We start from the raw sequence: 25,681 nt of genomic DNA, 5'->3' as shown, positions 1-25,681 counted from the left end.
CAGGGCCTGGAGACCGAACCTCGACGCCCCATCCGCCACCCGACACCGCACCGGGGGCCGTGCATGGCGCGGCTCACCTCGGTGCGGGTCGGAGATTTGGCGGGGCCGGCTGTCATGGCCCGGCGGGTGTCCGGGACGCACTCGGTTCCGCGCCCTCACGTCGTGGCCGGTGCCCGTGCCCGCACCGGGGGCCGGCCCCACCTCCCCGTCCGGCGTTGTCGTCGTGGCGCCGTAGACTTTCCGCGTGGCTGGGAGGATCAACGACGAGGACGTGAAGGCGGTCAGGGACGCGGTCCCGATCGACTCCGTCGTCTCGGAGTACCTGCAGCTGCGCAACGCGGGCGGCGGCAACCTCAAGGGGCTGTGCCCGTTCCATGACGAGAAGTCCCCGTCCTTCCACGTCAGCCCCAGCAAGGGGCTCTATCACTGCTTCGGCTGCCAGGAGGGCGGGGACACCCTCGACTTCGTGATGAAGGTCGACCACCTGTCCTTCTCCGAGGCCGTCGAGCGGCTCGCCGCCCGTGCCGGTATCACGCTCCGTTACGAGCAGGGCGGGTACGGTCGCACCTCGCAGCAGGGTGAGCGCACCCGGCTGGTGGAAGCCCACAAGATCGCCGCCAGGTTCTACGCCGAGCAGCTCGATGGGCCAGAGGCGGAGGTCGGCCGTCGGTTCCTGGCCGAGCGCGGCTTCGACCAGGAGGCTGCCCGCCATTTCGGCATCGGCTACTCCCCGGCGGGCTGGGACCACCTGGTGCGCTATCTGCGCGGTCAGGGGTTCACCGACAAGGAGCTGATCAGCTCGGGGCTCGCCCAGGAGGCCCGCAACGGGCGGCCCATCGACCGGTTCCGCGGCCGGCTGATGTGGCCGATCCGCGACATCACCGGCGATGTCGTCGGTTTCGGCGCCCGCAAGCTGCGCGAGGACGACCAGGGTCCCAAGTACCTCAACACCCCCGAGACGCCGATCTACCGCAAGTCCCAGGTGCTGTACGGCATCGACCTGGCCAAGCGGGAGATCGCCAAGGCCAACCGGGCGGTGGTCGTCGAGGGCTACACCGACGTGATGGCCTGCCATCTGGCCGGGGTCACCACGGCCATCGCCACGTGCGGTACCGCCTTCGGCGGGGAGCATGTCAAGATCCTCCGCCGGGTGCTGATGGACAACTCGCAGTCGGAGGTCGTCTTCACCTTCGACGGTGACGCGGCCGGTCAGAAGGCCGCGCTGCGCGCCTTCGAGGACGACCAGAAGTTCGCGGCCCGCACCTGGATCGCGATCACTCCCGGCGGGATGGATCCGTGCGACCTGCGGCTGGCCGAGGGTGACGAGGCGGTCGCCAAGGTCGTGGAGGGCCGCACCCCGCTGTTCGACTTCGCGATGCGTTCCATCGTGGACCGGCACAATCTGGACACTGCTGAGGGGCGCTCCGCGGCGCTGGAGGAGGCCGCGCCGATCGTCGTCCAGATCAAGGACCCCTCCATCCGGCGCGGCTACGCGGTGCGGCTGGCGGGGCTGCTGGGCATCGTGGACGAGGAGTTCGTCGTCCGCCGTGTCGCCCAGCTCGCCCGGTGGGCGCGTGAGCGCGGGCCGGCGCCGCAGCGCACCGTCCGCCGGCCCGGTGCCGAGGAGGGGCCGGCGGTGCGGGCGCCGTTCGTGCCGCGCGGGCCGGACCTCAATCTGCGCAGTCCGGCCCACCGCGTCGAGCGGGAGCTGCTGAAGCTGGCGCTCCAGCGCCCGGAGCTGGTCTCGCCGGCGTTCGACGCGTACGGCGCCGACGAGTTCACCGCGCCGCCGTACGCCGTGGTGCGGCAGGCGCTGGAGGCGGCCGGCGGGGCGGAGGCCGGGATCGGTGACAGCGGTTATCTGGGCCGGGTGCGGGACGCCGCGCCCGACGACACCGTACGGTCGCTGATCACCGAGCTGGCCGTCGAGCCGCTGCGCAGCGCACGGAACCGCGAGGTGGACGAGGCGTACGCGGGGGAGCAGCTGGTGGCGGTGCGGCGTGCCGCCGTACTGGCGCGCATCGCCGAACTGGAGGGCGCCGCACGCCGGATGGAGGCCCGCCAGGAGTACGAGCGGTCGGCGGCCGTGCGTCAGCAGATCTGGACCCTCCAGCAGTACGGCACCGCGCTGCGCGAACGGGGCGCGGCGGCCCTCTGAGCTGGGCGGACCCTCTTTTTGCGAGAACGGCAAAAAGAGTCGGGCAGGCTTGCGGGCGCCGCCCAGGATGATTCGTGTGCGGCGCCGGCGGCGGGCCGTGACGGGCTCCGCCGCGCCGGGCCGCACGCCCTGCCCCTGCCCTCCCCGGGAGGAAGAATGTCGCAGCACACCCACGGCACCCACCGCCTGGTCCCCTCGCCCGCCGGCCGGATCCATCTGGTCGAGCAGGGCAGCGGGCCGCTCGTCCTGCTGGTGCACGGGTTCCCCGAGTCCTGGTACTCCTGGCGGCACCAGCTGCCGGCCCTGGCGAGCGCCGGGTACCGGGCGGTCGCCCTCGATGTCCGGGGCTACGGGCGGTCCTCGAAGCCGGCCGATCCGGCCGCGTACCGGATGCTCGATCTGGTCGAGGACAACGTCGCGGTGGTGCGGGCCCTCGGCGAGGAGAGCGCGGTGATCGTCGGCCACGACTGGGGTGCGACCATCGCCGCGGACTCCGGGCTGGTCAGGCCGGACGTCTTCCGTGCCGTGGGCATGCTGAGCGTGCCCTACGCCCCGCACGGCGGACCGCGGCCGGGCGAGATGTTCGCGAAGATGGGCGGCGAGGAGGAGTTCTACGTCTCCTACTTCCAGCAGCCCGGCCGGGCGGAGGTCGAGATCGAGCCGGACGTCCGCGGCTGGCTGGCCGGTTTCTACGCCGCGCTGTCCGCGGACACCATGCCCGGGGCGGACGAGCCCGACCCGCACTTCGTGACCCGGGGCGGCACTCTGCGGGAGCGGTTCCCCGCAGGCCGGCCCGCGTGGCTTGCGGAGGCGGATCTCGACGTGTACGCGGGGGAGTTCGAGCGGACGGGGCTGACCGGGGCGCTCAACCGTTACCGCAACATGGACCGGGACTGGGAAGACCTCGCCCGTTTCGCGGGGGAGCCGCTCACCGTGCCGTCCTTCTTCGCCGGCGGCACCCGGGACGCCTCCACCACCTGGCTGTCCGACGCGATCGACGCGTACCCCACCACGCTGCCCGCTCTGCACGGCTCGCATCTGCTGGAGGGCTGCGGCCACTGGATCCAGCAGGAGCGCCCCGAGGAGATCAACCGGCTGCTGACCGAGTGGCTCGGCGCGCTGAAGGACTGAGCCGCGACCCGGAGGGGAGCCGGGGAGGAGCCGCACGGTGAGGGGCGAGCCGCGTCACAGGGGACGCGTCCGCCCCAGGGATCTCGCGGGTGCGTAGCGGATCGTGCGCTGAGGGTCACATTCAGCTGAAAAACTGCTCGCACGCCTCTCGTGGCGGGCGTGTGTCCTGCCCCACACTGGTGGACGGTGCCTGAGTCCTCGGAGCGGGGCGGTGGTGATCAGGACGGATCACAGTCCCCCGCGGATCCGCACACTTCGTACGGGATGGAAAGCGGTGAGGCCGCAGCCGTCCCCGTCTCGCACGCCGCCCCCGAACCGGCAGCGATCACCCTGGAGGTCGCCCCCGTGCAGACCCGGACCCTGAAAGCGGCGCCCCTCGCCGCCCCCGTGCCGCTGGTCGTTCCGCCCTCGCCGGTGCCCGAGCCGCCACCGGCCGAGGTGGTCCCCCTGGACGCCGTACCGCCCCAAGGCGGCGCTCCCGAGGCGGAGTCGGAGCCGCCCGCCGCGCGGTGGGAGCCCGCGGCGACCGGCCCCTCGGCGGACCTGTTCCGCCAGTATCTGCGCGAGATCGGCCGCATCCCGCTGCTGACCGCCGAGGAGGAGGTGGAGCTGGCCCGCCGGGTGGAGGCGGGGCTGTTCGCCGAGGAGAAGCTCAGCACCACCCCCGGTCTGGAGACCCGGCTGGCTCTCGACCTGGACCGGCTCGTGGTGATGGGCAGAGTGGCCAAGCGCCGGCTGATAGAGGCCAATCTGCGGCTCGTCGTCTCCGTCGCCAAACGCTATGTGGGCCGCGGGCTGACCATGCTGGACCTCGTCCAGGAGGGCAACCTGGGGCTGATCCGCGCCGTGGAGAAGTTCGACTACGCGCGCGGCTACAAGTTCTCGACCTACGCCACCTGGTGGATCCGTCAGGCCATGTCCCGCGCCCTGGCCGACCAGGCCCGCACCATCCGCGTCCCCGTCCACGTGGTCGAGCTGATCAACCGGGTGGTGCGGGTGCAGCGCAGGATGCTCCAGGAGCGCGGCTACGAGCCGAGCGCCGAAGAGGTGGCCGCCCAGCTCGAACTGTCCCCGGAGCGGGTGACGGAGGTGCTGCGGCTCGCCCAGGAACCGGTGTCCCTGCACGCGCCGGTCGGCGAGGAGGACGACGTCAACCTCGGTGACCTCATCGAGGACGGTGACGCGCCCTCACCGGTGGAGTCCGCGGCCTTCCTGCTGCTGCGGGAGCACCTGGAGGCGGTGCTCTCCACTCTCGGGGAGCGCGAACGGAAGGTCGTCCAGCTCCGGTACGGGCTGCTGGACGGGCGTCCCCGCACGCTGGAGGAGATCGGCCACCTCTTCGGCGTCACGCGGGAACGCATCCGCCAGATCGAGTCCAAGACCCTCACCAAGCTGCGGGAGCACGCTTTCGCCGACCAGTTGCGGGGCTACCTGGACTGAGGCGCTCTTGTCACCCGTTCGGGTCATCTCCATAATCGCGGGCAATCGCTTGGCATGCCCGCGACAGGTGGGTGTGCCGTGGAGCGGCAACCCCCACGAGAGGAAGCCCGTTGCGGACCACCACCAAGCACCGCAAGCACCTCACCAGAGCCGCCGCCGTCGGCGCCGTCGCGCTCGCCGCCTTCAGCCTCAGCCCGGCAGCCGCCACCGCGCGGCCGGCCGCCACCCTGGGAGGCGACGGCGAACCCAGTGCGACCGTCGTCGGCGGCACCCGGGCCCAGCAGGGCCAGTTCCCCTTCATGGTCCGGCTGTCCATGGGCTGCGGCGGCTCGCTGCTGACCAAGGACGTCGTGCTGACCGCCGCCCACTGCGTGGACGGCAGCGGACCCGACACCAGCATCACCGCCACCGCAGGCGTCGTCGACCTCAGGGACCCGGCCGCCGTCAAGGTCAGGTCCACCGAAGTCGTCCAGGCCCCCGGCTACGACGGCCAGGGCAAGGACTGGGCCCTGATCAAACTGGCCAAGCCCATCGACCAGCCCACCCTGGCCATCGCCAAGGACGACACGTACAACAAGGGCGACTTCACCATCGCCGGCTGGGGCGCCGACCGGGAAGGCGGCGCCCAGCAGCGCTACCTGCTCACCGCCCAGGTCCCCTACGTGGACGACGTCACCTGCAAGAGCGCCTACCCCGACCTCGTCGAGGGCGAGGAACTGTGCGCCGGCCGGATGGACACCGGCGGCGTCGACACCTGCCAGGGTGACAGCGGCGGCCCCATGTTCCGCAAGGACGACGCCGGCCAGTGGGTCCAGGTCGGCATCGTCAGCTGGGGCGACGGCTGCGCCAGGCCGGGCAAGCCCGGCGTCTACACCGAGGTCAGCACCTTCGCCTCCGACATTCAGGCCGCGGCCGATCAGCTCGGCTGAGCCACGCGCCGCCCCCGGCGGGGCGGAGGTGGCTCAGTCCACCTCCGCCACCGCCTGCGCGAACTGCGACTTGTACAGGCGGGCGTAGGCGCCGTCGGCGGCCAGCAGACTCCGGTGGTCGCCCTGCTCGACGATCGCGCCGTTCTCCATCACCAGGATGACGTCCGCGTCCCGGATCGTGGACAGCCGGTGGGCGATCACGAAGCTGGTGCGCTCCGAGGCCAGCCGCTCCATCGCCCGCTGGATCAGCACCTCCGTGCGGGTGTCCACCGAACTGGTCGCCTCGTCCAGCACCAGGATCACCGGATCCGACAGGAAGGCCCGGGCAATGGTGATCAGCTGCTTCTCGCCCGCGCTGACCGTGTCCCCCTCGTCGTCCAGCACCGTGTCGTAGCCGTCGGGCAGCGTACGGATGAAACGGTCCGCGTGCGCGGCCCGCGCCGCCTCCTCCACCTGTTCCCGGGTGGCGCCCTGCGCCCCGTAGGCGATGTTCTCGGCGATCGTGCCGCCGAACAGCCAGGTGTCCTGGAGCACCACGCCGATCCCGGACCGCAGCTCCTCGCGGGACAGCGTCGCGATGTCCGTGCCGTCCAGCAGGATGCGGCCCGAGCGCACCTCGTAGAACCGCAGCAGCAGATTGACCAGCGTCGTCTTGCCCGCCCCGGTGGGGCCCACGATCGCGACCGTCTGACCCGGCTCCACCGCCAGCGACAGATCCTCGATCAGCGGCCTGTCCTCGCTGTAGCGGAACGAGACGTTCTCCAGCTCCACCCGGCCGCGCGGCTTTCCGGGCAGCGCCGCCCCCGAGCCGGCCGGCTCGGGCGACTGCTCCTCGGCGTCGAGGAGTTCGAAGACTCGCTCGGCCGAGGCCACCCCCGACTGGATGAGGTTGGCCATCGAGGCGACCTGGGTCAGCGGCTGGCTGAACTGCCGCGAATACTGCACGAACGCCTGCACGTCACCGATCGACAGCGAGCCCGACGCCACCCGCAGCCCGCCGACCACCGCCACCAGCACATAGTTGAGGTTGCCGACGAACATCATCGCCGGCTGCATGATCCCGCTGATGAACTGCGCCTTGAACCCGGCCCTGAACAGCGCCTCGTTCTGCTCGGCGAACACCTGCGCCGACTCGCGCTGCCGCCCGAAGACCTTCACCAGCGCATGGCCGGTGTACATCTCCTCGACATGCCCGTTCAGCGTGCCCGTCGACTTCCACTGCGCCACGAACTGCGGCTGCGCCCGCTTGCCCACCCGCGTGGCCACCAGCGCCGACAGCGGCACCGTCACCAGGGCGACCAGCGCCAGCAGCGGCGAGATCCAGAACATCACACCGAGCACGCCCACGATCATCAGCAGCGAGTTGACGATCTGGCCCAGCGTCTGCTGGAGCGTCTGGCCGAGGTTGTCGATGTCGTTGGTGACCCGCGAGAGCACCTCGCCGCGCGACTGCTTGTCCAGGTACGACAGCGGCAGCCGGGCCAGCTTCTCCTCGACCCGCTCCCGCAGCCGGAAGACCGTCCGGGTGATGACCTTGGTGGAGATCCGCCCCGCCCACAGCATCAGCAGCCCCGCCGCAGCGTACACCACGGCGACCACCAGCAGCACCATGCCCACGGCACCGAAGTCGATGCCGTGACCGGGGGTGAAGTCCATGCCGGAGAGCATGTCCGCCGCGCCGTCCTCGCCCTTGCGGCGCAGCCCCTCCAGCGCCTGCTCCTTGGTCAGCCCGTCGGGCAGCTTCTGCCCGATGAAGCCGCCGAAGACCAGGTCGGTCGCATGCCCGAGGATCTTCGGGCCGATCACGTTGAGGCCGACGCTGACCACGAGCACCGCCAGCATCAGCACCAGCCGCGCCCGCTCCGGCCGGAACTGGCCCAGCAGCCGTTTGCCCGACCCCTTGAAGTCCATCGACCGCCGCGGCGGCGCGCCCATGCCCGGCCCACTCATCAGGCGGCCTCGCTTTCGGTCAGCTGGGAGAGCACGATCTCCCGGTAGGTCTCGTTGTCCGCCATCAGCTCCTCATGGCGCCCGGCGCCCACCACACGGCCCTCGTCCAGGACCAGGATCCGGTCGGCGTCCCGGATGGTCGCCACCCGCTGCGCCACGATCACGACCGTCGCCCCCGCGGTCTCCTTCGCCAGTGCGGCCCGCAGCGCCGCGTCGGTCGCGTAGTCCAGCGCGGAGAACGAGTCGTCGAACAGATAGATCTCCGGCCGGTGCACCAGCACCCGGGCGATGGCCAGCCGCTGCCGCTGCCCGCCGGAGACGTTGCTGCCGCCCTGGGTGACGGGCGCGTCCAGACCGCCGTCCATGCGCTCCACGAAGTCCCTGGCCTGCGCCACCTCCAGGGCGTGCCACAGCTCCTCGTCGGTGGCGTCCGGCCTGCCGTAGCGCAGGTTGGAGGCGATCGTGCCGGAGAACAGGTACGGCCGCTGCGGCACCAGCCCCACCACGCTCGCCAGCAGCGCCGGGTCGAGGGTGCGCACGTCCTCGCCGTCCACCAGGACCTGGCCCTCCGTGGCGTCGAACAGCCGGGGCACCAGCCCCAGCAGCGTCGACTTGCCGCTGCCGGTGGAGCCGATCACGGCGGTGGTCTCCCCGGGCCGGGCCACCAGATCGACGCCGCGCAGCACCGGCGCCTCCGCACCGGGGTAGCCGAACCCGGCACCCCGCAGCTCCAGGTGGCCGTGGCGGCGCAGCTCCCGCACGGGGGAGGCGGGCGGTACGACGCTGGAGGAGGTCCCCAGCACCTCCTGGATGCGCTCGGCACACACCTCGGCACGGGGCACCATCATGAACATGAAGGTGGCCATCATGACGGACATGACGATCTGCATCAGATAGGAGAGGAACGCGGTCAGCGCCCCGACCTCCATGTCGCCGCTGCTGATGCGGTGGGCGCCGAACCAGACCACGACGACGCTGGAGAGGTTGACCACCGTCATCACGACCGGGCCCATCAGCGCCATCAGCTGTCCGGTGCGCAGCTGGACACCGGTCAGATCCGTGTTGGCCCCCTGGAAGCGGCGCCGTTCGTAGTCGTCCTTCACGAACGCGCGGATGACCCGCACCCCGGATATCTGCTCCCGCAGGATGCGGTTCACCGTGTCCAGACGCTCCTGCATGCTGCGGAACAGCGGACGCATACGGCGCACGATCAGTCCGACGGTGATGCCGAGCACCGGTACCACGCCCAGCAGCACCGCGGACAGCGGGACGTCCTGGCCCAGCGCCATGAAGATGCCGCCGAAGCACATGATCGGCGCGGTGACCATCAGCGTGAAGGCCATCAGCGTCACCATCTGCACCTGGAGCACGTCGTTGGTGGTGCGGGTGATCAGGGACGGCGCCCCGAACTGGCCGACCTCGCGGGCCGAGAAGGACTGGACACGGTCGAAGACGGCCGCCCTGATGTCGCGGCCGACGGCGGCGGCGGTGCGCGCGCCGAGGAAGACGGCACCGATGTTGCAGACGACCTGCACCACCGAGACGGCCAGCATCAGACCGCCGTACCGCAGGATGTAGCCGGTGTCGCCCAGCACGACACCGTTGTCGATGATGTCGGCGTTCAGCGTGGGCAGATAGAGGGTGGCGCTCGTCTGTATGAGCTGGAACAGGACGAGCAGCGCGATCGGCCGCTTGTAGTGACGCAGCCGGGCGCTCAGGAGGCGGATCAGCACACGGAAGTCCTCGGGCTCAGGAGGGTGGGGGCAGACAAGTGGGAAATCGTACATTCCGGCGACGCGGGGCCGCCCGTCTTTTCCAGGCTTTCCGGTGCGGCCCGCCGTCACGTACGAGCCGCGGCGCACGCTCCCCGGGCGGTGGTGCGCGACCGTGGCACGACGGCGCCCTCCGGGGCGCACGACCCCGGTACGGCGGCGCCCGGGGCGCGTCCTAGACCGGCAGCGCCCCGGGGTACATCTCCTCGCGCACCGTCGCGTACTGCTGCCGCACGGCCTGGCCGACGGCGCGCTCCTCGCCGGCCTCGAACACCTGGCAGGCCGCGGCCGGCCACTGCGGCGGATACCCGGAGCCGGACAGCGCCCAGGCGGCCTGCCGGGCGGCGCCGATCGCCGCGTAGTCGGCCGGCTCGGGCACCACGACCTGCGCGTCCAGCAGCGCCGGCGCCGCCGCCCGGACGATCTGCAACTCCGCGGCCCTGCCCAGCAGGAAGACCCGGCGCACCGGCACCCCGCGGACGCGCAGCACCTCCAGCGCGTCGGCCAGCCCGCACAGCATGCCCTCGACGGCGGCCCGCGCCAGGAACTCCGGCTTCATGCTCTCGCGCCGCAGCCCGTGCAGGGACCCGGCGGTGTGCGGGAGCTGCGGCGTCTGCTCGCCCTCCAGATACGGCAGCAGCACCAGTCCGGAGGAGCCCGGCGTCGAGGTCAGCGCCAGCTCGGAGAGGCCCTCCAGATCGGTGCCCAGCATGTCCGCGGTGCCGCGCAGCACGCGGGTCGCGTTGAGGGTGCGCACCACGGGCAGGTGCATGCCCGTCGCGTCGGCGAAGGAGGTGATGGTGCCGGTGGGGTCGGTCAGGGCCGTGTGGTGGACGGCGCACACCGAGCCGGTCGCCCCCAGGGAGATGACGGCGTCCCCCGGGCCCACCCCCAGCCCGAACGCGGCGGCCATCGTCTGGCCCGTACCGGCGGAGATCAGCAGCCCCTCGGGCGTGTAGCCCGCAGGCTGCGCCGGGCCGGCCACCTGCGGCAGCCGCACCGGGTGGCCGAGCGCCAGCTCCACCAGATCGGTCCGGTAGGACTCGGTCGCCGCCGACCAGTAGCCGGTCCCCGAGGCGTCGCCCCGGTCCGTCACCCGCTGCTCGGGCCGGCCCAGCAGCTGCCACACCAGCCAGTCGTGCGGCTGCATCACCTCGGCCACCCGCCGGGCGGACTCGGGGTGTTCACGGGCCAGCCAGCGCAGCTTCGCCACCGGGTGCCCGCCCTGCGGGACGGTGCCGACGGCCTGCGCCCACGCTTCGCGCCCGCCCAGCGCGTCCACCAGATCGGCGGCTGCCGTCTGCATGCGCGGATCGTTGCCCAGCAGCGCGGGCCCCACCGTGGCGCCGGAAGCGTCCAGCGCGATCAGCCCCTGCTGCTGCGCGGAGACGCCGATGGCCTGCACGTCGGCGAGCTGCCCGCCGCTCGCGGCCTCGCCGAGGGAGAGCAGCCAGGACTGCGGGTCGTCGCGTTCCCCGGGGTGCGCCGCGTGTCCGTGCCGCACCACGGCGCCGGTCTCCGCGTCGCAGACGACGATGCTTGTGTACTCGGCTGAGCTGTCCAGTCCGGCGACTATCCCCATGGCCGGAATGATGCCTCATGGCCTCCCGTACCGGATTCGGCACCCCGCTCGCGTGACCGACGCCTCACCCGCTGCCGCCCCTCCCGTCCCGTCCGCACCGTCGCGCCCCGGCCGGGCGCCCTCTAGCGTGAGAGGCGGCCCGGCCCGCCGGGGCCCGGCCCGCACGGCACGACGACCGGAAGGGAGTCCCGTTGCCCGCCTCCGACCCGCACCGGATGCCCGCCGCCGACGCCGGCGGCACGCCGGATCCGCTGCGCCGCCTCACCCTCGCCGACCTGCGCCGCCGCACCAGCATGAAGTGGCGCACCTACGAGCCGGACGTGCTGCCCCTGTGGGTGGCCGAGATGGACGTGCCCCTCGCCGAGCCGGTCGCCGAGGCGCTCACCGAAGCGGTGCGACTGGGCGACACCGGCTACCCGGCCGGCACCGTGTACGCCGACGCGCTGCGCGACTTCGCCCGGCACCGCTGGGACTGGGACTTCCCCGCTTCGCGCACCGCGCTCGTCCCGGACGTGATGCTCGGCATCGTCGAGGTGCTGAAACTGGTCACCGGGCCCGGCGACGCCGTGGTCGTCAATTGCCCCGTCTACCCGCCCTTCTACCAGTTCGTCCGGCACCTGGGCCGACGCGTGATCGAGGCACCGCTGGACGCGGCCGGCCGACTGGACCCGGCCGCACTGGAGAGCGCCTTCGCCCGCGCGACCGAGGGCGGACGCCGCGCCGCCTACCTGCTGTGCAGCCCGCACAACCCCACCGGGACGGTGCACACCGAGGACGAACTGGCCGACGTGGCCGCCCGCGCCGCGGCCCGGGGCGTACGCGTGGTCGCCGACGAGATCCACGCACCCCTCGTCCTGCCGGGCGCCCGCCATGTGCCGTACCTGACGGTGCCCGGCAGCGAGACCGGCTTCGCCCTGCTGTCCGCGTCCAAGGCGTGGAACCTCGCCGGGCTGAAGGCGGCGCTGGCGGTCGCCGGCAGCGCCGCGGCCCGGGAACTGGCCGCCATGCCGGAAGAGGTCGGCCACGGCCCCAGCCATCTGGGGGTCATCGCGCACACGGCGGCCCTGCGGCACGCCACCGGCTGGCTCGACAGCCTGCTGGCCGGGCTGGACCGCAACCGTCGCCTGCTGGGCGAGCTGCTCACCCGGCTGCTGCCCGGCGTCCGCCACCGCCCGGGCGAGGGCACCTTCCTGGCCTGGCTGGACTGCCGCGCCCTGGGGCTGGGCGACGACCCGGCCGCCGCCTTCCTCGACCGCGGCCGGGTCGCCCTCAATTCCGGGCTGCCCTTCGGCACCGGGGGAGCGGGGCACGTACGGCTGAACCTGGCGACGTCCCCCGAGATCCTCCAGGAGGCCGTGCGCCGGATGGCGTCGGCCGTACCGGATACGGGCCGCCGCACGCGCGAGGACCCGTGACCGGTCCTCCTGGTCACGGGTCCTCGCGCAGTGGGGACGACGGTGTCCGGCGTCAGCAGCGCTTCGAGGAGTACGCGAAGTTCTGCTTGACGTCGCCCGGGGCGCGGATGACGCCGCGGGCCGCGGTGCAGTGGCGGACGGTGTTGGCCGGGTACGACCAGAACGACGCCTGCGAGGTGCGGTTCCACACGCGGAGCCCGACCAGCTTCTTGGTGTTGAAGTCGTAGACGGCGATGTTGGTCGAGTAGTACCGGTGCTTCTGGCGGAAGCTCTTCCACACGTAGAGGTAGCCGTAGTTGCGGTTGCAGCGCGGCGAGTAGAACTGCTTCACCGAGCCGATCCGCTGGCCCTTGCGGACGATGTAGCCGGTCTTGCCGATCTGGTAGGCGTCGTTGCACACGCGGGCCCGCTCGGCGGCCTCGCCGTACGGGTTGTCGTCCGAGTCCTGCACGTTCATGGGCGACGCGCCGCTGTCCGCTGCCGGACCGGCGGTGCTGTCACCGGCCTGGGCCGCGCCGGCGGGCAGCAGCGCCATCGCGCAGGCTGCCGCCACAAGGGCGCCCTTGACGGGCGAGAGGGTGCGCATGAGTCTGTCTCCTCCTTGAGGGAGAGTGGGACTTTTCCGGACATATCGCCCGGACCGGGCATCACGGTAAAGTCCCTGCGCGCCCACGGCGGGTATTGCCGGGCTACGGCGGGTCGTTCGAAACGGGCCCGGCGCCACCAACGTGACGCCGGGCCCGCTCCCTTGGCACCCGGGACGGCACCACCGGCCGGCACCCGGAACGGCACAGGCCGCCACCGCTGCCGCCCGGCGCCGCCGGCCTGCGGATCAGCAGCGCTTCTGCGAGAACGCCTGGTAGGCCTGCGGGCTGCCCGCCGGGCGCAGCGAGCCGATGCCGGACGTGCAGTGCGTCACCGTCGCGGCGCCCTCGGTCCAGAACTCCTGCTGCTTGGTGGCCTTCCACGCCTTCGGCGCGTAGACGGTGTCCTTCGAGTAGCTGTAGACCCCGGCCGTCACGTCGTAGGGCGCCGCCGTCTTGCGGAAGCTCTCCCACACCCACACGTAGCCGTAGTTGAGCTGGCACTTCTTCGAGTAGAACTGCTTGACGGAGGCGATCGTCTCCGAGCCCCGCTTGATCAGGCCGCGCTCGCCGATCGGCACCGCGTCGTCACAGACACCCGCGGCCTGCGCCAGCCTGCTCGCCGGGTTCCCCTCGGGGGAGGGAGCCGTGGAGCGGGTCAGCTTCTGGGACTGGGAGGGCGGGGTGGCGGGCCCGCTGCCCGCGTACGCCGCACCGGCGGGCAGCAGCACCAGCGCCGCGGTCGCGGCAGCCAGTGTCCCCTTGGAGAAACGAGTCGAACGCATGGTGATTTGTCCCCCTCTTTGCCGAATAACGGTCGAATCCGAGGCATTGGTGGCATGGGCTTGATGCGTCGGATACCCAGTAAGACACCTTGGCCCGCCAGGGGGTTGTACGTCTCCGCCCGTCGATACGCAGGGAATTGACGCCACGTCAGCCACACGGACCGCCCCTGTCCCGCCCGCCTCCGTAGCCCCGGATGGTTGCCTCAGGCTGCCGTCTCGGGCGGCGGCGGTGCCCGGCGCCGGGGGCGCGCGGAGGGGGTGCGCACCATACGAGGTGCGGCGCGCACGGCGCCTCGCGCTCCGCCGGGGACCGACGGATACCTCGGACGGGTGAGGACCTGCGTACAGCGGCGACGACCGCCGCGCCCGAAAACGGGCGCCCCGTCACCGGGACGCCCTTCGTGCGTCCCGGCCCGGAACGTTTCTGCTGGGCCCTGCTGCGGTGGGGCGGGTGGCGCCCGGACCCACGGCCGACGGTGAGGAGACCGTAGACGCCGCGCCCCGCTTCGTGACGCCTGATGACGCCCCATGACGGGGACTGCCGATTTGTGCAGGTCACAAGCCTGCCGGGACCCGGGTGGGGCCTGTCCCATGACGCCTTATGTCGCACTCCGACGGCCGATTAAGCGTCGTCCGAGTGAGCAGTGAGCGAGCAGAGGGGCCCGCCACCTGCGGTGACGAGGCCCCCGCCATGACGCTCACCCGCCGGACCGGCCGCGCTCACGCACCCCGTTCTCTTCACTCCGACGGGCGCGCGGAACGACGGCCGCGGCCCGCTCGGCGATCTCCCGGTCGACCTCCTCCAGGAGCGAGGTGTACGTGTCCGACGCGAGCTGGACCGTGCCGTGCCGCAGCGCTTCCTTGATCGCGCGCAGGTCTCCGCCGCCGGCGTGGATGAGCGTCGCCGCGCAGTGCCGCAGATCCCGCAGGTGGATGGGCGGCAGGCCGGCCCGCCGGGTAGACGCACCGGAGCTCTTCGCTGACCTTCTCCGGGTGCAGCCAGGGCCGTCGGCGTCGGTGAATTCCTTCCTGGTGTCCACCCGGTCGGCGGTGTCCTTCCCCTTGGCCCGTTCCTCGGCCGCGTGCCGGTTCCACTCCTCCCGCTCCGCCGCCTGCCGCTCCCGGTGCGCGCGGAGCACGGCCACGGTGCGGGAGTCCGGCGCGATCGTCGCCGCCGACCAGTCCGTTTTCGGGGCACGCTCGAACCTCCCAGGAGTCGACGACGAACTCTCCTGCGGTGGTGATGAGCCCGCGGTCCAGGTCGGTGTTCACCCGGTTGTGCCCCCGCGGCCTCCCCACGGCGGAGGCCGCGGAACGCGATCAGGCGATAGGGGCACAGAGTCGGGAGGACTCGGCCTCATCCAGGAAGCGGGACACGACGCCGCGACCGCCCGCTACGGTGCCAGGGCCGTGGCCCGCGCTCTGGTCACCCGCGACCGGCCCCCGACCCCCGTGCGGCTCGCCGAGCCGCACGGCACCGATCCCGATGAGACACGTGAAGGTCACCAAGCTGCCGGGCGGTCGGCTCGCGTACGCGACGAGACATGGGAGGACTACGTCCTCGGCACCGACCGCACCACATGTACCTGTGGCTGTGGATGCGATTTCGGCGTCCGGCTCCTCGCCGTTCGGAAGCATGCCTACGGGTACGACTACGCATGGTGCTTCCCGCGCGACCCCGAGGCGGTCGAATCCGCCGTCGCGGCGTGGAACCCCGAGATGCAGGACGAGTCGCTGGGCTGGCACAAACGCCCGATGAACCCGCCGACGGCGGCCGGCTGCGTCCTCGCTCCGTCCGGACTCGCGGTTGGCCGGCTCCTGGGTGCGGCGCCGAATGCCTTCCTCGACGCTGCGGGGACGCTCGTGACCGTCGCCGACGAAGTGCTTTCCAGGGGAGTCCGACAACTGTTCGAGCACGGAAGAGGGCAGGTACATGGGCTCTCCTGCACGATGAGGGTCGGAGCAACGCTGGGGCAACGACCCGCATCCACAGCACCATCCCACTGACGTCGTGTTTGATCGACTGCCGAGCGGCGACGGGTGAGGAGCCTGCGCGGCGGACTGATGCGTTGAAGTGGTCCCGGTGCCGAGCCTCGCCCGCGCGAGGAACCGTTCGGTGGCAGGCGCGGGGAGCACCCCCTTCGCGTACGCCTTTACGTGGCCGACCGCGGGGCCATCCCCGCATGCGCGGGGAGCACACTCGGTGACCTGCGGGTTTATCCGGCGGGGCCGCCGTGGGGTTCACTTTCGTTGAATCGTGCGTACCTCTCATTTCGGTCCCCCGCCGAACCGGCGTCGCTTCGCCGCTTTGCTCCAACCCGTCGTCGGTGGTGGCTTCGGGGAGAGGCGGGGCTTGGGGCGGTTGATGAGGATGAGGCCTTCGTGGTCGGTGGGGTGCCAGGCGTGGTCGTGGGTGCGGAAGGTGAAGCCCTGCTCGGTGTCGGCTGTGTGGGCGAGGAGGGCGCGGCCCTTGCCGGAGTATTGGGTGACTTCGTCCCAGAGGAGGTCGCGGATGCGGGCGGAGGGGCGGCCGATGAAGACGCCTGGGGAGATTTCGAGGAGCCAGCGGGTGAGGAAGCCTCGTAGCGCGGCGGGGCAGTTCGTGAGGACGATGACGGTCACCAGATGGGGTCCTCGCCGTGGTTGAGGCCGCCGGGTACTTCTCCGTCGTGTGCGGAGCTTGACGGAGTCGGTCGAGAGGCTTGTTGCCGTTTCGGCCCCCGCGGCGGCGGTGTCCGGCAGGAGGAGGCCGAAGATGTCGCGGACGCACCGGTCGAGGAGGCGGTCTTGGTGGATGCGGTTGCGCAGGGCGCGGCGTGTGCGGGATCCGACGTCGATGTCGTCTTCCGCGACAGTGTCGAAGGCGGCTGGGATGGCGACCTCTGTCTTGTAGAGGTCGGCGATGTCGGGGATGAAAGAGTGGGCGTGCCCGGAGTGGACGAAGCCGAGTGCCGGGATGCATCCGACAGCGGCTGATACGGCGTGGGCGACGCCGTACATGCACTGGGCGGCGGCGGTGATGGCCTGGTTGATGGGGTCGCCCGAGGCGAAGTCGCCGGGAGTGTAGTGGCGTCCGTGCCAGGGGACGCCGGTGCGCTTGGCCTCGTTCCGGTAGCACTCCTTGAGGCGGTCGCCTTCGCGGCCGAGGAGTTGCCGGCGGGTGAGTCCGGCGGGATCCTCGCGGGGGAACCGCAGTCGGTACATGGCGCGGGCGGTGTCCAGGCGGGTGCGGCGGTTCGCCCAGCGGTCGGCATGGGCTTCGGCGAGGGCGGCGGAGCGGGTGAGTCCGTGGCCCTGTGCGTAGTAGCGGACCCCGTGTTCGCCGACCCAGACCACGCTGGCCCCGCACTCGCCGAGGACACTCATGGCCTGGTGCGTGACGCGGGTGCCGGGGCCGAGGAGCAGGGTGCCGATGGTGGCTGAAGGGATGTGTGTGGTTCCTTCGGCATCCTCGGCCGTGATGGCGCCGGCGTCCCGGTGGACGGTGCAGCGCTCCAGATAGACGAAAGAGATCCGGTCCGAGATCTGGGGGAGTTCTCTGGGGGAGGAGCGGGTACGGGTTTTGATGGTGCCCATGTGCGTTCAGCTCCCCTGGGGTGTCGGGGCGAGGGTCATCAGCCCGCAGCCGTACGCCTTCGCCTTGCCGAGGCCACGGGTGAGGAGCGCACGGAGCGCGTCGGGGTCGGTGACCTCCAGGCGCCCGTCGTAGGTGACGGCCAAGAGCTGGACGCGGTCGTCGTTTCCGCGCTTGTGGAAGGACAGGTTGCGCTGCTCGCGTACGACGCACTGGTACTCGTCGCCGTGCTGCACATGGCGCCTCTCCGGCGGCTTTTCGAGGACGCGGAACCCACCCCTGTCCTGGCGGTCGAGCAGCCATTGGAGCTGGTATTCGGGCACCAGGTGGGCGGTGCGCTTGGTGCTCTTCTGGCCCTTTTTGGTGCGCGCGTAGTGCACAGGGTTCGCTGTCAGACGGAAATCCCAGGTGCTGCCCTTGTCGAGCCGGGCGAGGAACGTGCCGTAGTCGTACGTTTTCCAACCGGGGGCTCCGGGAGTTGCTACGGCGGGCCAGCCGGCCTGCTCGACCAGGTGCGTCAGGTCGGGGCGGGCGGGGCTGGAGAGGAAGAGGCGTACCTCCGACCGTGCGTTGCGGTCGAGGCGCCACAGCACCCGCGGCGAGGAGGCTTCGCCCTCGGTGGCGGGTGGCTCCGAAAAGGAGGACATCACGGCGGCGTGCATGGCCTGCGGAGAGGAGAGCAGTTTGCGGGCTCCGGCGCGGGCCGTGTTCAGCCGGAACTGGGTCAGGTACATGGGCGCCAGGCTCATCAGGCTTCTCCGAGGGCTTCCCCGAGATGGCTGACCGGATCGTGGTCGGTCTTCGCCTGCGGATGGGGGATGGTGGTCGACGTGGCGTGCACGGTGCGCAGGGCGTAGCGCCGATGCCGGGGGTCGTAGCTGAGCGGCTGGTCGCGCACGGTGTCGCCCTTGGCCGCCTGCTCCTTGCCGGCACTCTCGACAAGGATGGCCAGGTCCACGGACTCCTGCCTGGACCACGTGCGCTCCCGGTGCCATGAGGAGGCGAGCCAGGGGGTGGAGCGCAGGACATCCTCCAGGCGTGTGTCGGCGTGCACCTCGCGCGGGATCCGCTCGGCCGGCGGGCACGAACGGCGGCCGAGATACGGCAGGAACTCGGGGCGGCACAGGGCCGTGTGCAGTTCGGTGAGCTGCTCGTGCGGGCCTTCCACAGCGGCGAGGAACACCGCGTCGCAGAGGTAGAAGCGTTCGGACACCGGCGCGGGCTCGTCCGTGTCGGCATGGTGCGCGGTCTGGAAGTCACGCAGCCGGGTGCCGGGTTGGTCGATGCGCACGCCGAACCGGAGGCTCGCCAGACGAGCGAGCCCCTCCTCGTCATCCCGGTGTATGCCCTGGGCCGCTGCGAGGAGACCGATCACGCCGCTTTTGGTGGGGGCGTTCTCGGTGGTGCGGCGGGCGAAGCGGGCGGAGGAGCCCCAGGACTGGAGCGGTCCGGCGAGCAGCAGGGTGAGCACGCTGATGATCCGCGCCGCTCCGGCAGCTCGTCCAGCTTCTCGGCGACGGCCGCGCCGACGGCGGCCACAAGCTTCTTCAAGCTGGGGGCCTCGGTGCCGAGACCGGCCAGCTTCTCCACCGCCGGTGCGACGTGCAGCACCCAGGTCCGGGTGGAATCCTCGTCGCCGTAAGCTGCTTCGATCCGGGGGATGTACGCGGCGAGCCGCTCGGCGGCGCCGCGCATGTGGCCCCCCGCTGACTCGCGGTCGGCGGTGACCGGTTCCTCGAAGGCGGAGACGAAGCTGATCGGCCGGGTGGTGCGCAGCTTCACGATGACCGCGTCCGGGAGGGTGTGATTGCCGAAGGTGTTGATCTTTCCGCTGGGCAGGGAGGAGACGAAGCCGTCGAGGAAGGCTTCGACGGCGCGGCGGACCGGCGTGGCGGGGGAGTCGCTCTCGTCGAGGGACTGCCCGAGGTTCTTCTCCAGCAGATTGATGTCGACTGCTGCGTAGCGGTAGAGGGTGGCGGAGTTGAAGTCGACGGTGCCGATCATGCCGGCGCCGGTCTCCTCCTCCCGGTTTTCGTCGTCGACGGCTGTGTAGTAGTCGGACTCGTTCGCGACCTGGTGGACGCTGAGGGCGTGCGCGACCTGTGTGGCGGCGTCCACGTTGAGGTCGGCGGAGTCCGCGATCATTCGCCCGAACAGGGCGACGTCGATGGAGTGCCGGCTGTCTGCCGCCTTCTTGGCCCGCGCCTTGTTCTCCTTGACCTTGAGGAAGGCATCGATGTCCGTTGCGCCCTCGACCGCGAGTTCCGCCAGCGCGCCGACCTGGTGCGAACTGAGGAACAGCAGGTACTCGGACTCCGGCGCGGGTTCCGGACCACCGTTCTTCTTGGCCTCGTCCGCCTTGCGCTGCGGCGGCTTGATCTCCTTGATCCCCGCGGCCTTCAGTGCGGCCACCGCGAGCTTCCAGGCCGCCCGCTCGTCGATGGACGAATCGAGCCGGGTGATCCGGCCGGCGAGGAGCTCGGCCACGCGCTTGGTGCGCACTCCCAGCTCGCTCGGGTCCAGCACGTTCCCGAAGTAGGTGCGGGTAGCCCGCTTCCACGCCTGGCTGGAGACGCGGGCGCGCACGGCTCCGCCGTAGACGGCGGTTTTGGGCGCGCCGGTGTCGTCCCGGTTGAGGTTGCTCGGAGGGACGTTCTGCAAGGCGTGCACGTCGAGGATGAGGCGGCGGCTGTTCACTGGGCGTTGTCCTCCGGGGGGTTCTGCGAAGAGTCGGTGCTGTCGCCGTCACCCGGACGAGGCTGGGCGGCGTGGAACGAGAGGCCCCATGACCGGCGTACGGCCTGGCGGCCTCCGGGGCGCTGCCAGCGGTACAACTGCTCGGCCAGCAGCGCGTAGTCGAGCGGGATGCCGTCGCGGCGCAGCAGGCTGACCAGTTCGCGTAGGCGCACCGTGAGGGTGACGAAGTCGGTGGCTGCGCCGGTCCGTACGAAGCGTTTACGGATCGGTTCGTCAAGCTGCCCGGCGGGCATCAACCGCCGTACAGCGCGGCCTAGTTCACCGGCGCGACTGTTGGTGTGCATGCCGTCGCTGCGGGACTGCTGATGCAGGGCGTAGAGAGCCAGGGTCGCGAACACCGCGTTCTGGGCGTGCTCCATGGCCTCCTCGCCGCGCATGCAGTCGGCGTCGTGGAGCGGGGCGAGGTCGATCAGGCCCCACAGATCGGGAGTGCTCATGGGCGCGCGGCCCGCGCCCCGGCGCAGTCGCGCGAGGCTGCTGACGGCCGCAGAGCGGTCGCGACGGTAACCCTCCTGCAACCGGGACACTTCCGCCAGCACGAGTTCGCCGATCACCTCCAGGCCACGGCGCGAAGGGGTTGTCGAGGCTGCGGAAGCTGTCATGAGGGGTCCTCGGAGTCGTGAGCGAGGGGGAGGGCCTTGCGCAGTCGGATCCGGAAGAGGCGGTCGGCGAGAGCGGCGTCGTAGTGCCGTTCGCCGTGCTTGGTGGCGACGGTCCGGCCCGCCCAGGCGGCTTCGCCTGCGGCAGAGATCAGAACCCCGGCCGAGTCCTTGACGATCCGGCGCACCGTCCGCTGCCACTCGGTACGGATCCGCTCGGGTTCGTCGCCCGGACGGATCCGGCTCAGCCAGTCGCGGAAGGCCGTGTCCAGGGCGTCATAGCCCGCTTCACGGGCCGAGTCCTGGCGCGTGCCGGGGTCGCTGCCCGCTGCCAGCGCCAGGTCGCGGGCGAGGTCGCCGAGCGCACGGACACTCGCATCGGCGTCCCCGACGGCGTCGAGGGCGGTCCGGCCCAGAGCCGAGTCGTCCTCGTGGAGGAGCACGACGGCCATGGCGACGGAATCGTCCGTGACTTCGTCGATCACCGATTGCTGCGTTCCGTACTTGACGCCGTACGTACGCAGCCGGATCAGGGTCTCCTGCGGCAGGACTCCGTCGACCATGAGCTGGGCGAGCCAATGGACGACACCGGGGCGCAGCTCGTTCGCCGCATCTCTCGCGGAGGCGGTGCTCAGAGCGCGAGGAGCGAGGAGCGAGGCCAGACCGCGCCAGGCAGACCGCGCCGGGTCGTGCTCGCGGGGCATGTACACCAGCGGCTGACCGAGCTTCTTCTCCTGCGGTTTGCTGCGCCGCCAACCGGTCATCGGCTCGGCCTTGTGCCGGTTCTGGGGCGTGAGCGGGTCACCGTAGGTGAGGACGACGGCGTGTACGCAGTCCTCGTCGTGGTGCAGCAGCAGGCGGCGCGACTGCCACGTGTACAAGTCACAGGGGCCGTACGGACGCTCCGCCACGTCCTTCGCGGGGCCGGGCTCGGGGACCGGACGGCACCACGCGGGCTTGTCCTCGTCCGAGACGGTGACGACATCGGCTTCGGCTGCCACCAGGTTCAGCAGCAGCGTCCTGCGCAGTGTGCCGCCTTCGGCGAGCACGCCGCCGAGGCTGCCGCTCCAGGCGACGCCCTGCGGGTACACCTTTCCGTTCTTCGCTCTCGGGTCGCCTTCCACCCCCGTCTTGATGCCCGAGGTGTCGTACGTCTGGGCGTGCACTACCCAGCGCGCCGCCTCGGCGAAGGAGAGCCGCTCAGCCCCCAGGGCGCGCATCGTGAAGAAGCGCACGCCGTTCGGGACATCGGCGGTGATCCGGTCGAGGGAGAACACCTCGCCCTTCGCGGTGCGCAGTCCAGGCGTCTGGAAGAAAGGCGTCTTCGGATGGAGGAGATCGAACCGCTGACGGTGTTCGTCCAGATAGCCGTCGATCGGGCCGAACGGCTGCTCCGCCTCCCAGAGTTCAGCCCACTCGTCGACATCACGCGGCCCTTCGAGCGCGTCGTGCAGTATCGCCAACAGCAGCCGTGTCAGGGCGAAGTCCTGCGTGGCGATGTCCCCGGCAAGGCGGCGGATCCCGTCCGCCTGCTCGAACACCTCGCGCAGCGACAGCAAGTGCTCGCGCCCGTCCAGCATCTGCACGGGAACCCACGGCCGGCACGTCAGGTCGAACGACGCGGCGTCCGCGTCTACGTGGCTCACGCGCTCATCCTTCGGTTTCACGCAGTACCTCAAGCCCGTCGTCCTGGGAATAGCGGAGAACCAAGCCTGCCAGGCGGGTCTGACAATCCGCCTGAACAGGAAGAATGAGCTCACCGGCGAGCCAATGGCTCTCTTTGGCCTGCCACGCGTCCACGTAGAACTGCTCCAGCTCCTTGATCACTTGATCGATCACCCATGGCTTCGAGAGCCGGGCCGGGAGCCGAAGCGCGGATGCTGCCGCAGCACGCGCGGCGCGCTCGGTCGGCACCGCGTCACGCGGCAGGTCCAAGCCCCCACGCCCCTTGCCGAGCCAGGGCAGCGTCGTGAGCCGGCCGCCCTCGTGCTCCTGCACGACAAGGACTTCCAGGCTCTCCTCGCTGTCCCGCACCTGGGCCCGTCCGGCACGGGTGTCGTCCGCGTCCCCGACACCCGCCGCGAGCCACCCGATCAGGGGGCTCCCAGGGCTCTTGACCTCCCCGATCCGGAATACCGACGCGCCTCGTTTCTTCTTCGCACGCTCGGTCTCGTGCGCGCGCCGCGCCTCCGCCAGAGCGGGAGCCCAGCCGGCGGGGCCGACTTCCTCGTCGCCGTAGGCGGTCTGGACGAGAGGGCTGATGTCCTCGGGGATGCGTACCGGGCGGCTCTCGGGTGCGTCCAAATGCGGAGTCAGGACCGCGAGCGAGCGGAGCAGCGCATGCCGCCCGTAGACGGCCTGCGAGCCGGATACCGGTTCCGGGACCCCAGCGGCTCCCCACTCGACCCCGGTGACCAGGGTGCGCGGGGCGCGCAGACGGGCCGGGCGGCCCGTGCGCGCATGACGGTGCAGGCGTCCCATCCGCTGGAGTATCAGGTCGACAGGAGCGAGGTCCGTCACCAGCAGGTCGAAATCCACATCGAGCGACTGCTCCGCGACTTGGCTCGCCACCACGATGTGCCGCTTCGGCCGGGACGTGGACTTGGGACCGTACCGGTCGACAAGCGCCTTGTCCTTGGCCGCACGGTCCAGATCGACGAACCGCGCGTGCGCGACGGTGACCGTGTCGTCCCCGAACCGCTCCCGCAGGACCCGCGCCGTCTCCAGCACGCGCGGAACGGTATTGCGGATGACCAGCACACAACCGTCGTCGAGTTCTTCCAGCCGGTCCGCGAGGGCTGCCTCGTCGTCGGCCATGCGCTCCACACGGACGCGCGCACCGCCGCCCGAATCTCCGGGGGCGTCCTGCACCGGACCGTGACCCGGAGAAACGGCCGTCAGCAGCGGGTAGTCCTCCGCTTCCGCGACGGACGCGAATCCGACAGCCCTCTGTGCCCGTCCCGCATACGCCTCCGCCAGCGCACGGCGCCGCTCCGCCGGCAGCGTTGCCGACAGCACCACCACCGGCACCCGGTACGCGCCGAGCCAGGACAGCACCCGGTCGAGGTACTCATTCATGTACGCGTCGAAGGCGTGCGCCTCGTCGATCACCACGACCTTCCCGGCCACGGAAAGATGCCGCAGCGCCAGGTGCCGGCTCTTCAGCCCGGCGAAGAGGAGCTGATCGATGGTGCCGACCACGGACGACGAGAGCATGGCCTTCTTCCGGCCGCTCAACCACTGGTGCGCCACCAGCCCCGCCGGAGCCTCCCGTTTCTCGGAGCCAGGTCGGGGAATGCCCGCGTCGCCGTCCATATCCACTGCCGCGATCTGCTGACGCCCCCGGCTGCGCAGCTCCTGGTACTCCTCGTTCAACGCGGCCTTCGAGTGCACCAGGCCCACGGTCAGCCGCTGGCCCTGGGCATCGGGCAAGCGCTCCAACCAGTCCAGGACCCGGGGGAACATCGCATTGCCGGTCGCCATCGTCGGCAGCGCGAAGAAGCACCCGCCCGCTCCGCTCCGGGCCGCGAAGATCTCGGCCACCGCGAGCGCGGCCTCCGTCTTTCCCCGGCCCATCGGGGCCTCGATCATCATGAGGCCGGGGCCCGGCATGCGGCGGGCCAGATCGATGGCGGCCCGCTGCACGGGATGGGGACGTGCACCGTCGGGCAAGGCGAAACGGGAAGCGAACAACTCCTCAGGCGTGCCGGTCGGCTCCTGGGCCTGCCACGGACCGGGCAGGCCCAGCCCCTCCCACGCGGCCAGCACCCGTTCCTCGTCCGTACGCGCACTCGCGCCGTCCGTGCCGTCCACGCCGTACGGAAACAAGTCCCGGTTGCTCGCGATCCAATCGGCCATGATCACCAACGCGGACAACACGACCTGGACCGTCTGCGGCAGGCGCACCGACCGCCAGTCCGCCAGCCGCTCCCGTACGCCGAAGTCGTCCGCGCACGCCTCCAGCAACTCCGTCTGCACGGCGGCCCAGAGCGCTTCGCTCTCTCCCGGAGTGCGCAGCAGACGGGGATGAGCGCGGACATCCATCACCTGCGCGGCATCAGGCGGAACGCCGTGATGGCCCCCGACGACGACAGCGAACTGGGCAGCGCGGCGAGGGTTCCAGCCATGTGCCCGAACGAGCCAGTCCTGCAGGATCTCTTGACCGGCAAGCCCGTGCGGAGCCATGCGCCGGTCCTCCCCGAACTGACGCATGGTCGGCATCGCCAGACCCGCCCGGCGCATCTTCTCCGCCAGCGGCTCCACCTGACAGGCGAACGCCGGCGTCGCCTTCCCAACGTCGTGCACCCCGGCGAGCCATACGGCCAAGGCACGGGCGTCGGCGAACCCACCGAGAAGGGCCTGGGCAACGAGGCGCTTCACCTGCTCGGGCAACCACCGGTCCCAGAGCAGCCCGGCCGTGGCAGCGCTGTCGGACATGTGCCGCCAGAGGGGTAGGTAACCGTCATCCGCATAGGACGACTTGGCCCACGCCGCGCGCGCCCCCGGGGACAGCCGCTTACCGAGCCGCCCCCGTACTTTCTCCCCCACCGCCTACCTCCGCTGTTCCCGGCCCCGTCACACGCATGACGCCGGGCTCGAACGCCACCCCAACCGGCAGTATGCGCACGCGCGGAGCAGTCGTGGGGAGAGTTGACAATATGGACCGGAACTACTCAGCCCCGCGTCCCTTTCGAACTGTTGGTGAGGTATGCACCATTCAATGAAAGTGAATCCCACGGCCACCGGCAACGGATAAACCCGCAGGTCACCGAGTGTGCTCCCCGCACGTGCGGGGATGGTCCCCTCGCCGTCGATGACCTGACATGGACGTGGGCGTGCTCCCCGCACCTGCGGGGATGGCCCCACGCGCTGTGTGCCCGTGCTCCTGGCGGTGGTGTGCTCCCCGTACGTGCGGGGATGGTCCCTGCGCCCCTTCCGCCCGGTGTGCAACCACCGGGTGCTCCCCGTACGTGCGGGGATGGTCCCAGCGCGGTGCGGGGATCGT

General features: G+C 71.2%; 19 protein-coding genes, 1 pseudogene and 1 CRISPR repeat array (1 of these 21 running past the window's edge). Of the genes and pseudogenes, 6 read left to right on the top strand and 14 right to left on the bottom strand.

Annotated features, from left to right (window positions below; genetic code table 11):
• Window positions 1–244: 244 nt before the first annotated feature.
• From dnaG to IO40_RS0105750, 4 genes are all read left to right on the top strand, one after another.
• Window positions 245–2,158, top strand: a complete 1,914-nt coding sequence (gene dnaG, locus IO40_RS0105765; RefSeq protein WP_016468843.1) for a DNA primase — start codon at window positions 245–247, stop codon at window positions 2,156–2,158.
• A gap of 156 nt (window positions 2,159–2,314) precedes the next feature.
• A complete protein-coding gene (locus IO40_RS0105760) occupies window positions 2,315–3,289 on the top strand; it encodes an alpha/beta fold hydrolase (RefSeq protein ID WP_016468842.1) in 975 nt (324 codons plus the stop codon).
• Window positions 3,290–3,475: 186 nt separating this feature from the next.
• Window positions 3,476–4,729 (top strand): RNA polymerase sigma factor, encoded by a 1,254-nt coding sequence (locus IO40_RS0105755; protein ID WP_031174969.1) that lies wholly within the window; start codon window positions 3,476–3,478, stop codon window positions 4,727–4,729.
• Between the two features lie 110 nt (window positions 4,730–4,839).
• Window positions 4,840–5,658: a S1 family peptidase gene (locus tag IO40_RS0105750; RefSeq protein WP_016468840.1), complete on the top strand. Its 819-nt coding sequence runs from the start codon at window positions 4,840–4,842 to the stop codon at window positions 5,656–5,658.
• Between the two features lie 33 nt (window positions 5,659–5,691).
• On the opposite strand, the gene IO40_RS0105745 is transcribed toward IO40_RS0105750, so the two are convergent.
• The 3 genes from IO40_RS0105745 to IO40_RS0105735 form a co-directional block, all read right to left on the bottom strand.
• Window positions 5,692–7,608 carry an ABC transporter ATP-binding protein gene (locus IO40_RS0105745; RefSeq protein ID WP_031174968.1) on the bottom strand — a complete coding sequence of 639 codons (1,917 nt, stop codon included), beginning with the start codon at window positions 7,606–7,608 and terminating at the stop codon, window positions 5,692–5,694.
• On the bottom strand, window positions 7,608–9,341 hold the full coding sequence (locus IO40_RS0105740; RefSeq protein WP_016468838.1) for an ABC transporter ATP-binding protein: 1,734 nt from the start codon (window positions 9,339–9,341) through the stop codon (window positions 7,608–7,610). Before IO40_RS0105740 ends, IO40_RS0105745 begins: the two co-directional genes overlap by 1 nt.
• A gap of 214 nt (window positions 9,342–9,555) precedes the next feature.
• Window positions 9,556–10,962: an FGGY family carbohydrate kinase gene (locus IO40_RS0105735; RefSeq protein ID WP_031174967.1), complete on the bottom strand. Its 1,407-nt coding sequence runs from the start codon at window positions 10,960–10,962 to the stop codon at window positions 9,556–9,558.
• A gap of 215 nt (window positions 10,963–11,177) precedes the next feature.
• Between IO40_RS0105735 and IO40_RS0105730 the strand changes: the two genes are divergently transcribed.
• The gene (locus IO40_RS0105730) at window positions 11,178–12,377 is read left to right on the top strand and encodes a MalY/PatB family protein (protein WP_031174966.1); all 1,200 of its coding nucleotides are present in this window, start codon (window positions 11,178–11,180) and stop codon (window positions 12,375–12,377) included.
• 52 nt (window positions 12,378–12,429) lie between these two features.
• Here the strand turns inward: IO40_RS0105730 and IO40_RS33175 are convergent, their stop codons facing one another.
• The 3 genes from IO40_RS33175 to IO40_RS34705 all read right to left on the bottom strand — a co-directional run bounded on the left by IO40_RS33175 (window position 12,430) and on the right by IO40_RS34705 (window position 14,891).
• Window positions 12,430–12,963 (bottom strand): hypothetical protein, encoded by a 534-nt coding sequence (locus IO40_RS33175; RefSeq protein WP_030406553.1) that lies wholly within the window; start codon window positions 12,961–12,963, stop codon window positions 12,430–12,432.
• A gap of 246 nt (window positions 12,964–13,209) precedes the next feature.
• Complete coding sequence (locus tag IO40_RS0105720) at window positions 13,210–13,746, bottom strand: hypothetical protein (protein ID WP_016468834.1); 537 nt, start codon at window positions 13,744–13,746, stop codon at window positions 13,210–13,212.
• 698 nt (window positions 13,747–14,444) lie between these two features.
• Complete coding sequence (locus IO40_RS34705) at window positions 14,445–14,891, bottom strand: site-specific integrase (protein WP_031174965.1); 447 nt, start codon at window positions 14,889–14,891, stop codon at window positions 14,445–14,447.
• Between the two features lies 1 nt (window position 14,892).
• Here IO40_RS34705 and IO40_RS37520 point away from each other — a divergent pair, with 1 nt between their 5' ends.
• Window positions 14,893–15,753, top strand: coding sequence for a hypothetical protein (locus IO40_RS37520; protein ID WP_137016851.1), 861 nt, complete (start codon window positions 14,893–14,895; stop codon window positions 15,751–15,753).
• A 261-nt stretch (window positions 15,754–16,014) separates the two neighbouring features.
• Here the strand turns inward: IO40_RS37520 and cas2e are convergent, their stop codons facing one another.
• From cas2e to IO40_RS0105675, 8 genes and pseudogenes are all read right to left on the bottom strand, one after another.
• Window positions 16,015–16,368: a type I-E CRISPR-associated endoribonuclease Cas2e gene (cas2e, locus tag IO40_RS0105710; protein ID WP_031174964.1), complete on the bottom strand. Its 354-nt coding sequence runs from the start codon at window positions 16,366–16,368 to the stop codon at window positions 16,015–16,017.
• A pseudogene (gene cas1e / locus IO40_RS33165) lies at window positions 16,365–17,322 on the bottom strand (type I-E CRISPR-associated endonuclease Cas1e). The gene cas2e and the pseudogene cas1e overlap by 4 nt, the downstream one beginning before the upstream one ends.
• A gap of 6 nt (window positions 17,323–17,328) precedes the next feature.
• Window positions 17,329–18,054: a type I-E CRISPR-associated protein Cas6/Cse3/CasE gene (gene cas6e, locus IO40_RS0105700; RefSeq protein ID WP_031174963.1), complete on the bottom strand. Its 726-nt coding sequence runs from the start codon at window positions 18,052–18,054 to the stop codon at window positions 17,329–17,331.
• A gap of 14 nt (window positions 18,055–18,068) precedes the next feature.
• On the bottom strand, window positions 18,069–18,797 hold the full coding sequence (gene cas5e, locus IO40_RS0105695) for a type I-E CRISPR-associated protein Cas5/CasD (RefSeq protein ID WP_033228939.1): 729 nt from the start codon (window positions 18,795–18,797) through the stop codon (window positions 18,069–18,071).
• Complete coding sequence (gene cas7e / locus IO40_RS0105690; RefSeq protein ID WP_078659719.1) at window positions 18,692–20,017, bottom strand: type I-E CRISPR-associated protein Cas7/Cse4/CasC; 1,326 nt, start codon at window positions 20,015–20,017, stop codon at window positions 18,692–18,694. Before cas7e ends, cas5e begins: the two co-directional genes overlap by 106 nt.
• Window positions 20,014–20,679 carry a type I-E CRISPR-associated protein Cse2/CasB gene (gene casB / locus IO40_RS0105685; protein ID WP_016468827.1) on the bottom strand — a complete coding sequence of 222 codons (666 nt, stop codon included), beginning with the start codon at window positions 20,677–20,679 and terminating at the stop codon, window positions 20,014–20,016. The genes cas7e and casB overlap by 4 nt, the downstream gene beginning before the upstream one ends.
• Window positions 20,676–22,322, bottom strand: coding sequence for a type I-E CRISPR-associated protein Cse1/CasA (gene casA / locus IO40_RS0105680; protein ID WP_031174962.1), 1,647 nt, complete (start codon window positions 22,320–22,322; stop codon window positions 20,676–20,678). The genes casB and casA overlap by 4 nt, the downstream gene beginning before the upstream one ends.
• Before the next feature lie 4 nt (window positions 22,323–22,326).
• Window positions 22,327–25,113 (bottom strand): CRISPR-associated helicase/endonuclease Cas3, encoded by a 2,787-nt coding sequence (locus IO40_RS0105675; protein WP_078659720.1) that lies wholly within the window; start codon window positions 25,111–25,113, stop codon window positions 22,327–22,329.
• 337 nt (window positions 25,114–25,450) lie between these two features.
• Window positions 25,451–25,681: direct repeats of the CRISPR family, unit length 29 nt; unit sequence GTGCTCCCCGTACGTGCGGGGATGGTCCC; it runs 103 nt beyond the window's last position.

This window comes from Streptomyces albus subsp. albus, from assembly GCF_000725885.1.
Taxonomy (GTDB): Bacteria; Actinomycetota; Actinomycetes; order Streptomycetales; family Streptomycetaceae; genus Streptomyces; species Streptomyces albus.
The sequence above is the reverse complement of the archived record's forward strand: the minus strand, read 5'-3'. Positions and strand labels throughout refer to the sequence as shown.

Excerpts from the sequence above, each read along its gene's own strand:
- IO40_RS0105760 (WP_016468842.1), top strand. The coding sequence starts at position 2,315 with ATGTCGCAGCACACCCACGGCACCCACCGCCTGGTCCCCTCGCCCGCC.
- IO40_RS0105745 (WP_031174968.1), bottom strand. The coding sequence starts at position 7,608 with ATGAGTGGGCCGGGCATGGGCGCGCCGCCGCGGCGGTCGATGGACTTC.
- IO40_RS0105735 (WP_031174967.1), bottom strand. The coding sequence starts at position 10,962 with ATGGGGATAGTCGCCGGACTGGACAGCTCAGCCGAGTACACAAGCATC.
- IO40_RS0105730 (WP_031174966.1), top strand. The coding sequence starts at position 11,178 with ATGCCCGCCGCCGACGCCGGCGGCACGCCGGATCCGCTGCGCCGCCTC.
- IO40_RS33175 (WP_030406553.1), bottom strand. The coding sequence starts at position 12,963 with ATGCGCACCCTCTCGCCCGTCAAGGGCGCCCTTGTGGCGGCAGCCTGC.
- IO40_RS0105720 (WP_016468834.1), bottom strand. The coding sequence starts at position 13,746 with ATGCGTTCGACTCGTTTCTCCAAGGGGACACTGGCTGCCGCGACCGCG.
- cas6e (WP_031174963.1), bottom strand. The coding sequence starts at position 18,054 with ATGTACCTGACCCAGTTCCGGCTGAACACGGCCCGCGCCGGAGCCCGC.
- casB (WP_016468827.1), bottom strand. The coding sequence starts at position 20,679 with ATGACAGCTTCCGCAGCCTCGACAACCCCTTCGCGCCGTGGCCTGGAG.
- IO40_RS0105675 (WP_078659720.1), bottom strand. The coding sequence starts at position 25,113 with ATGTCCGACAGCGCTGCCACGGCCGGGCTGCTCTGGGACCGGTGGTTG.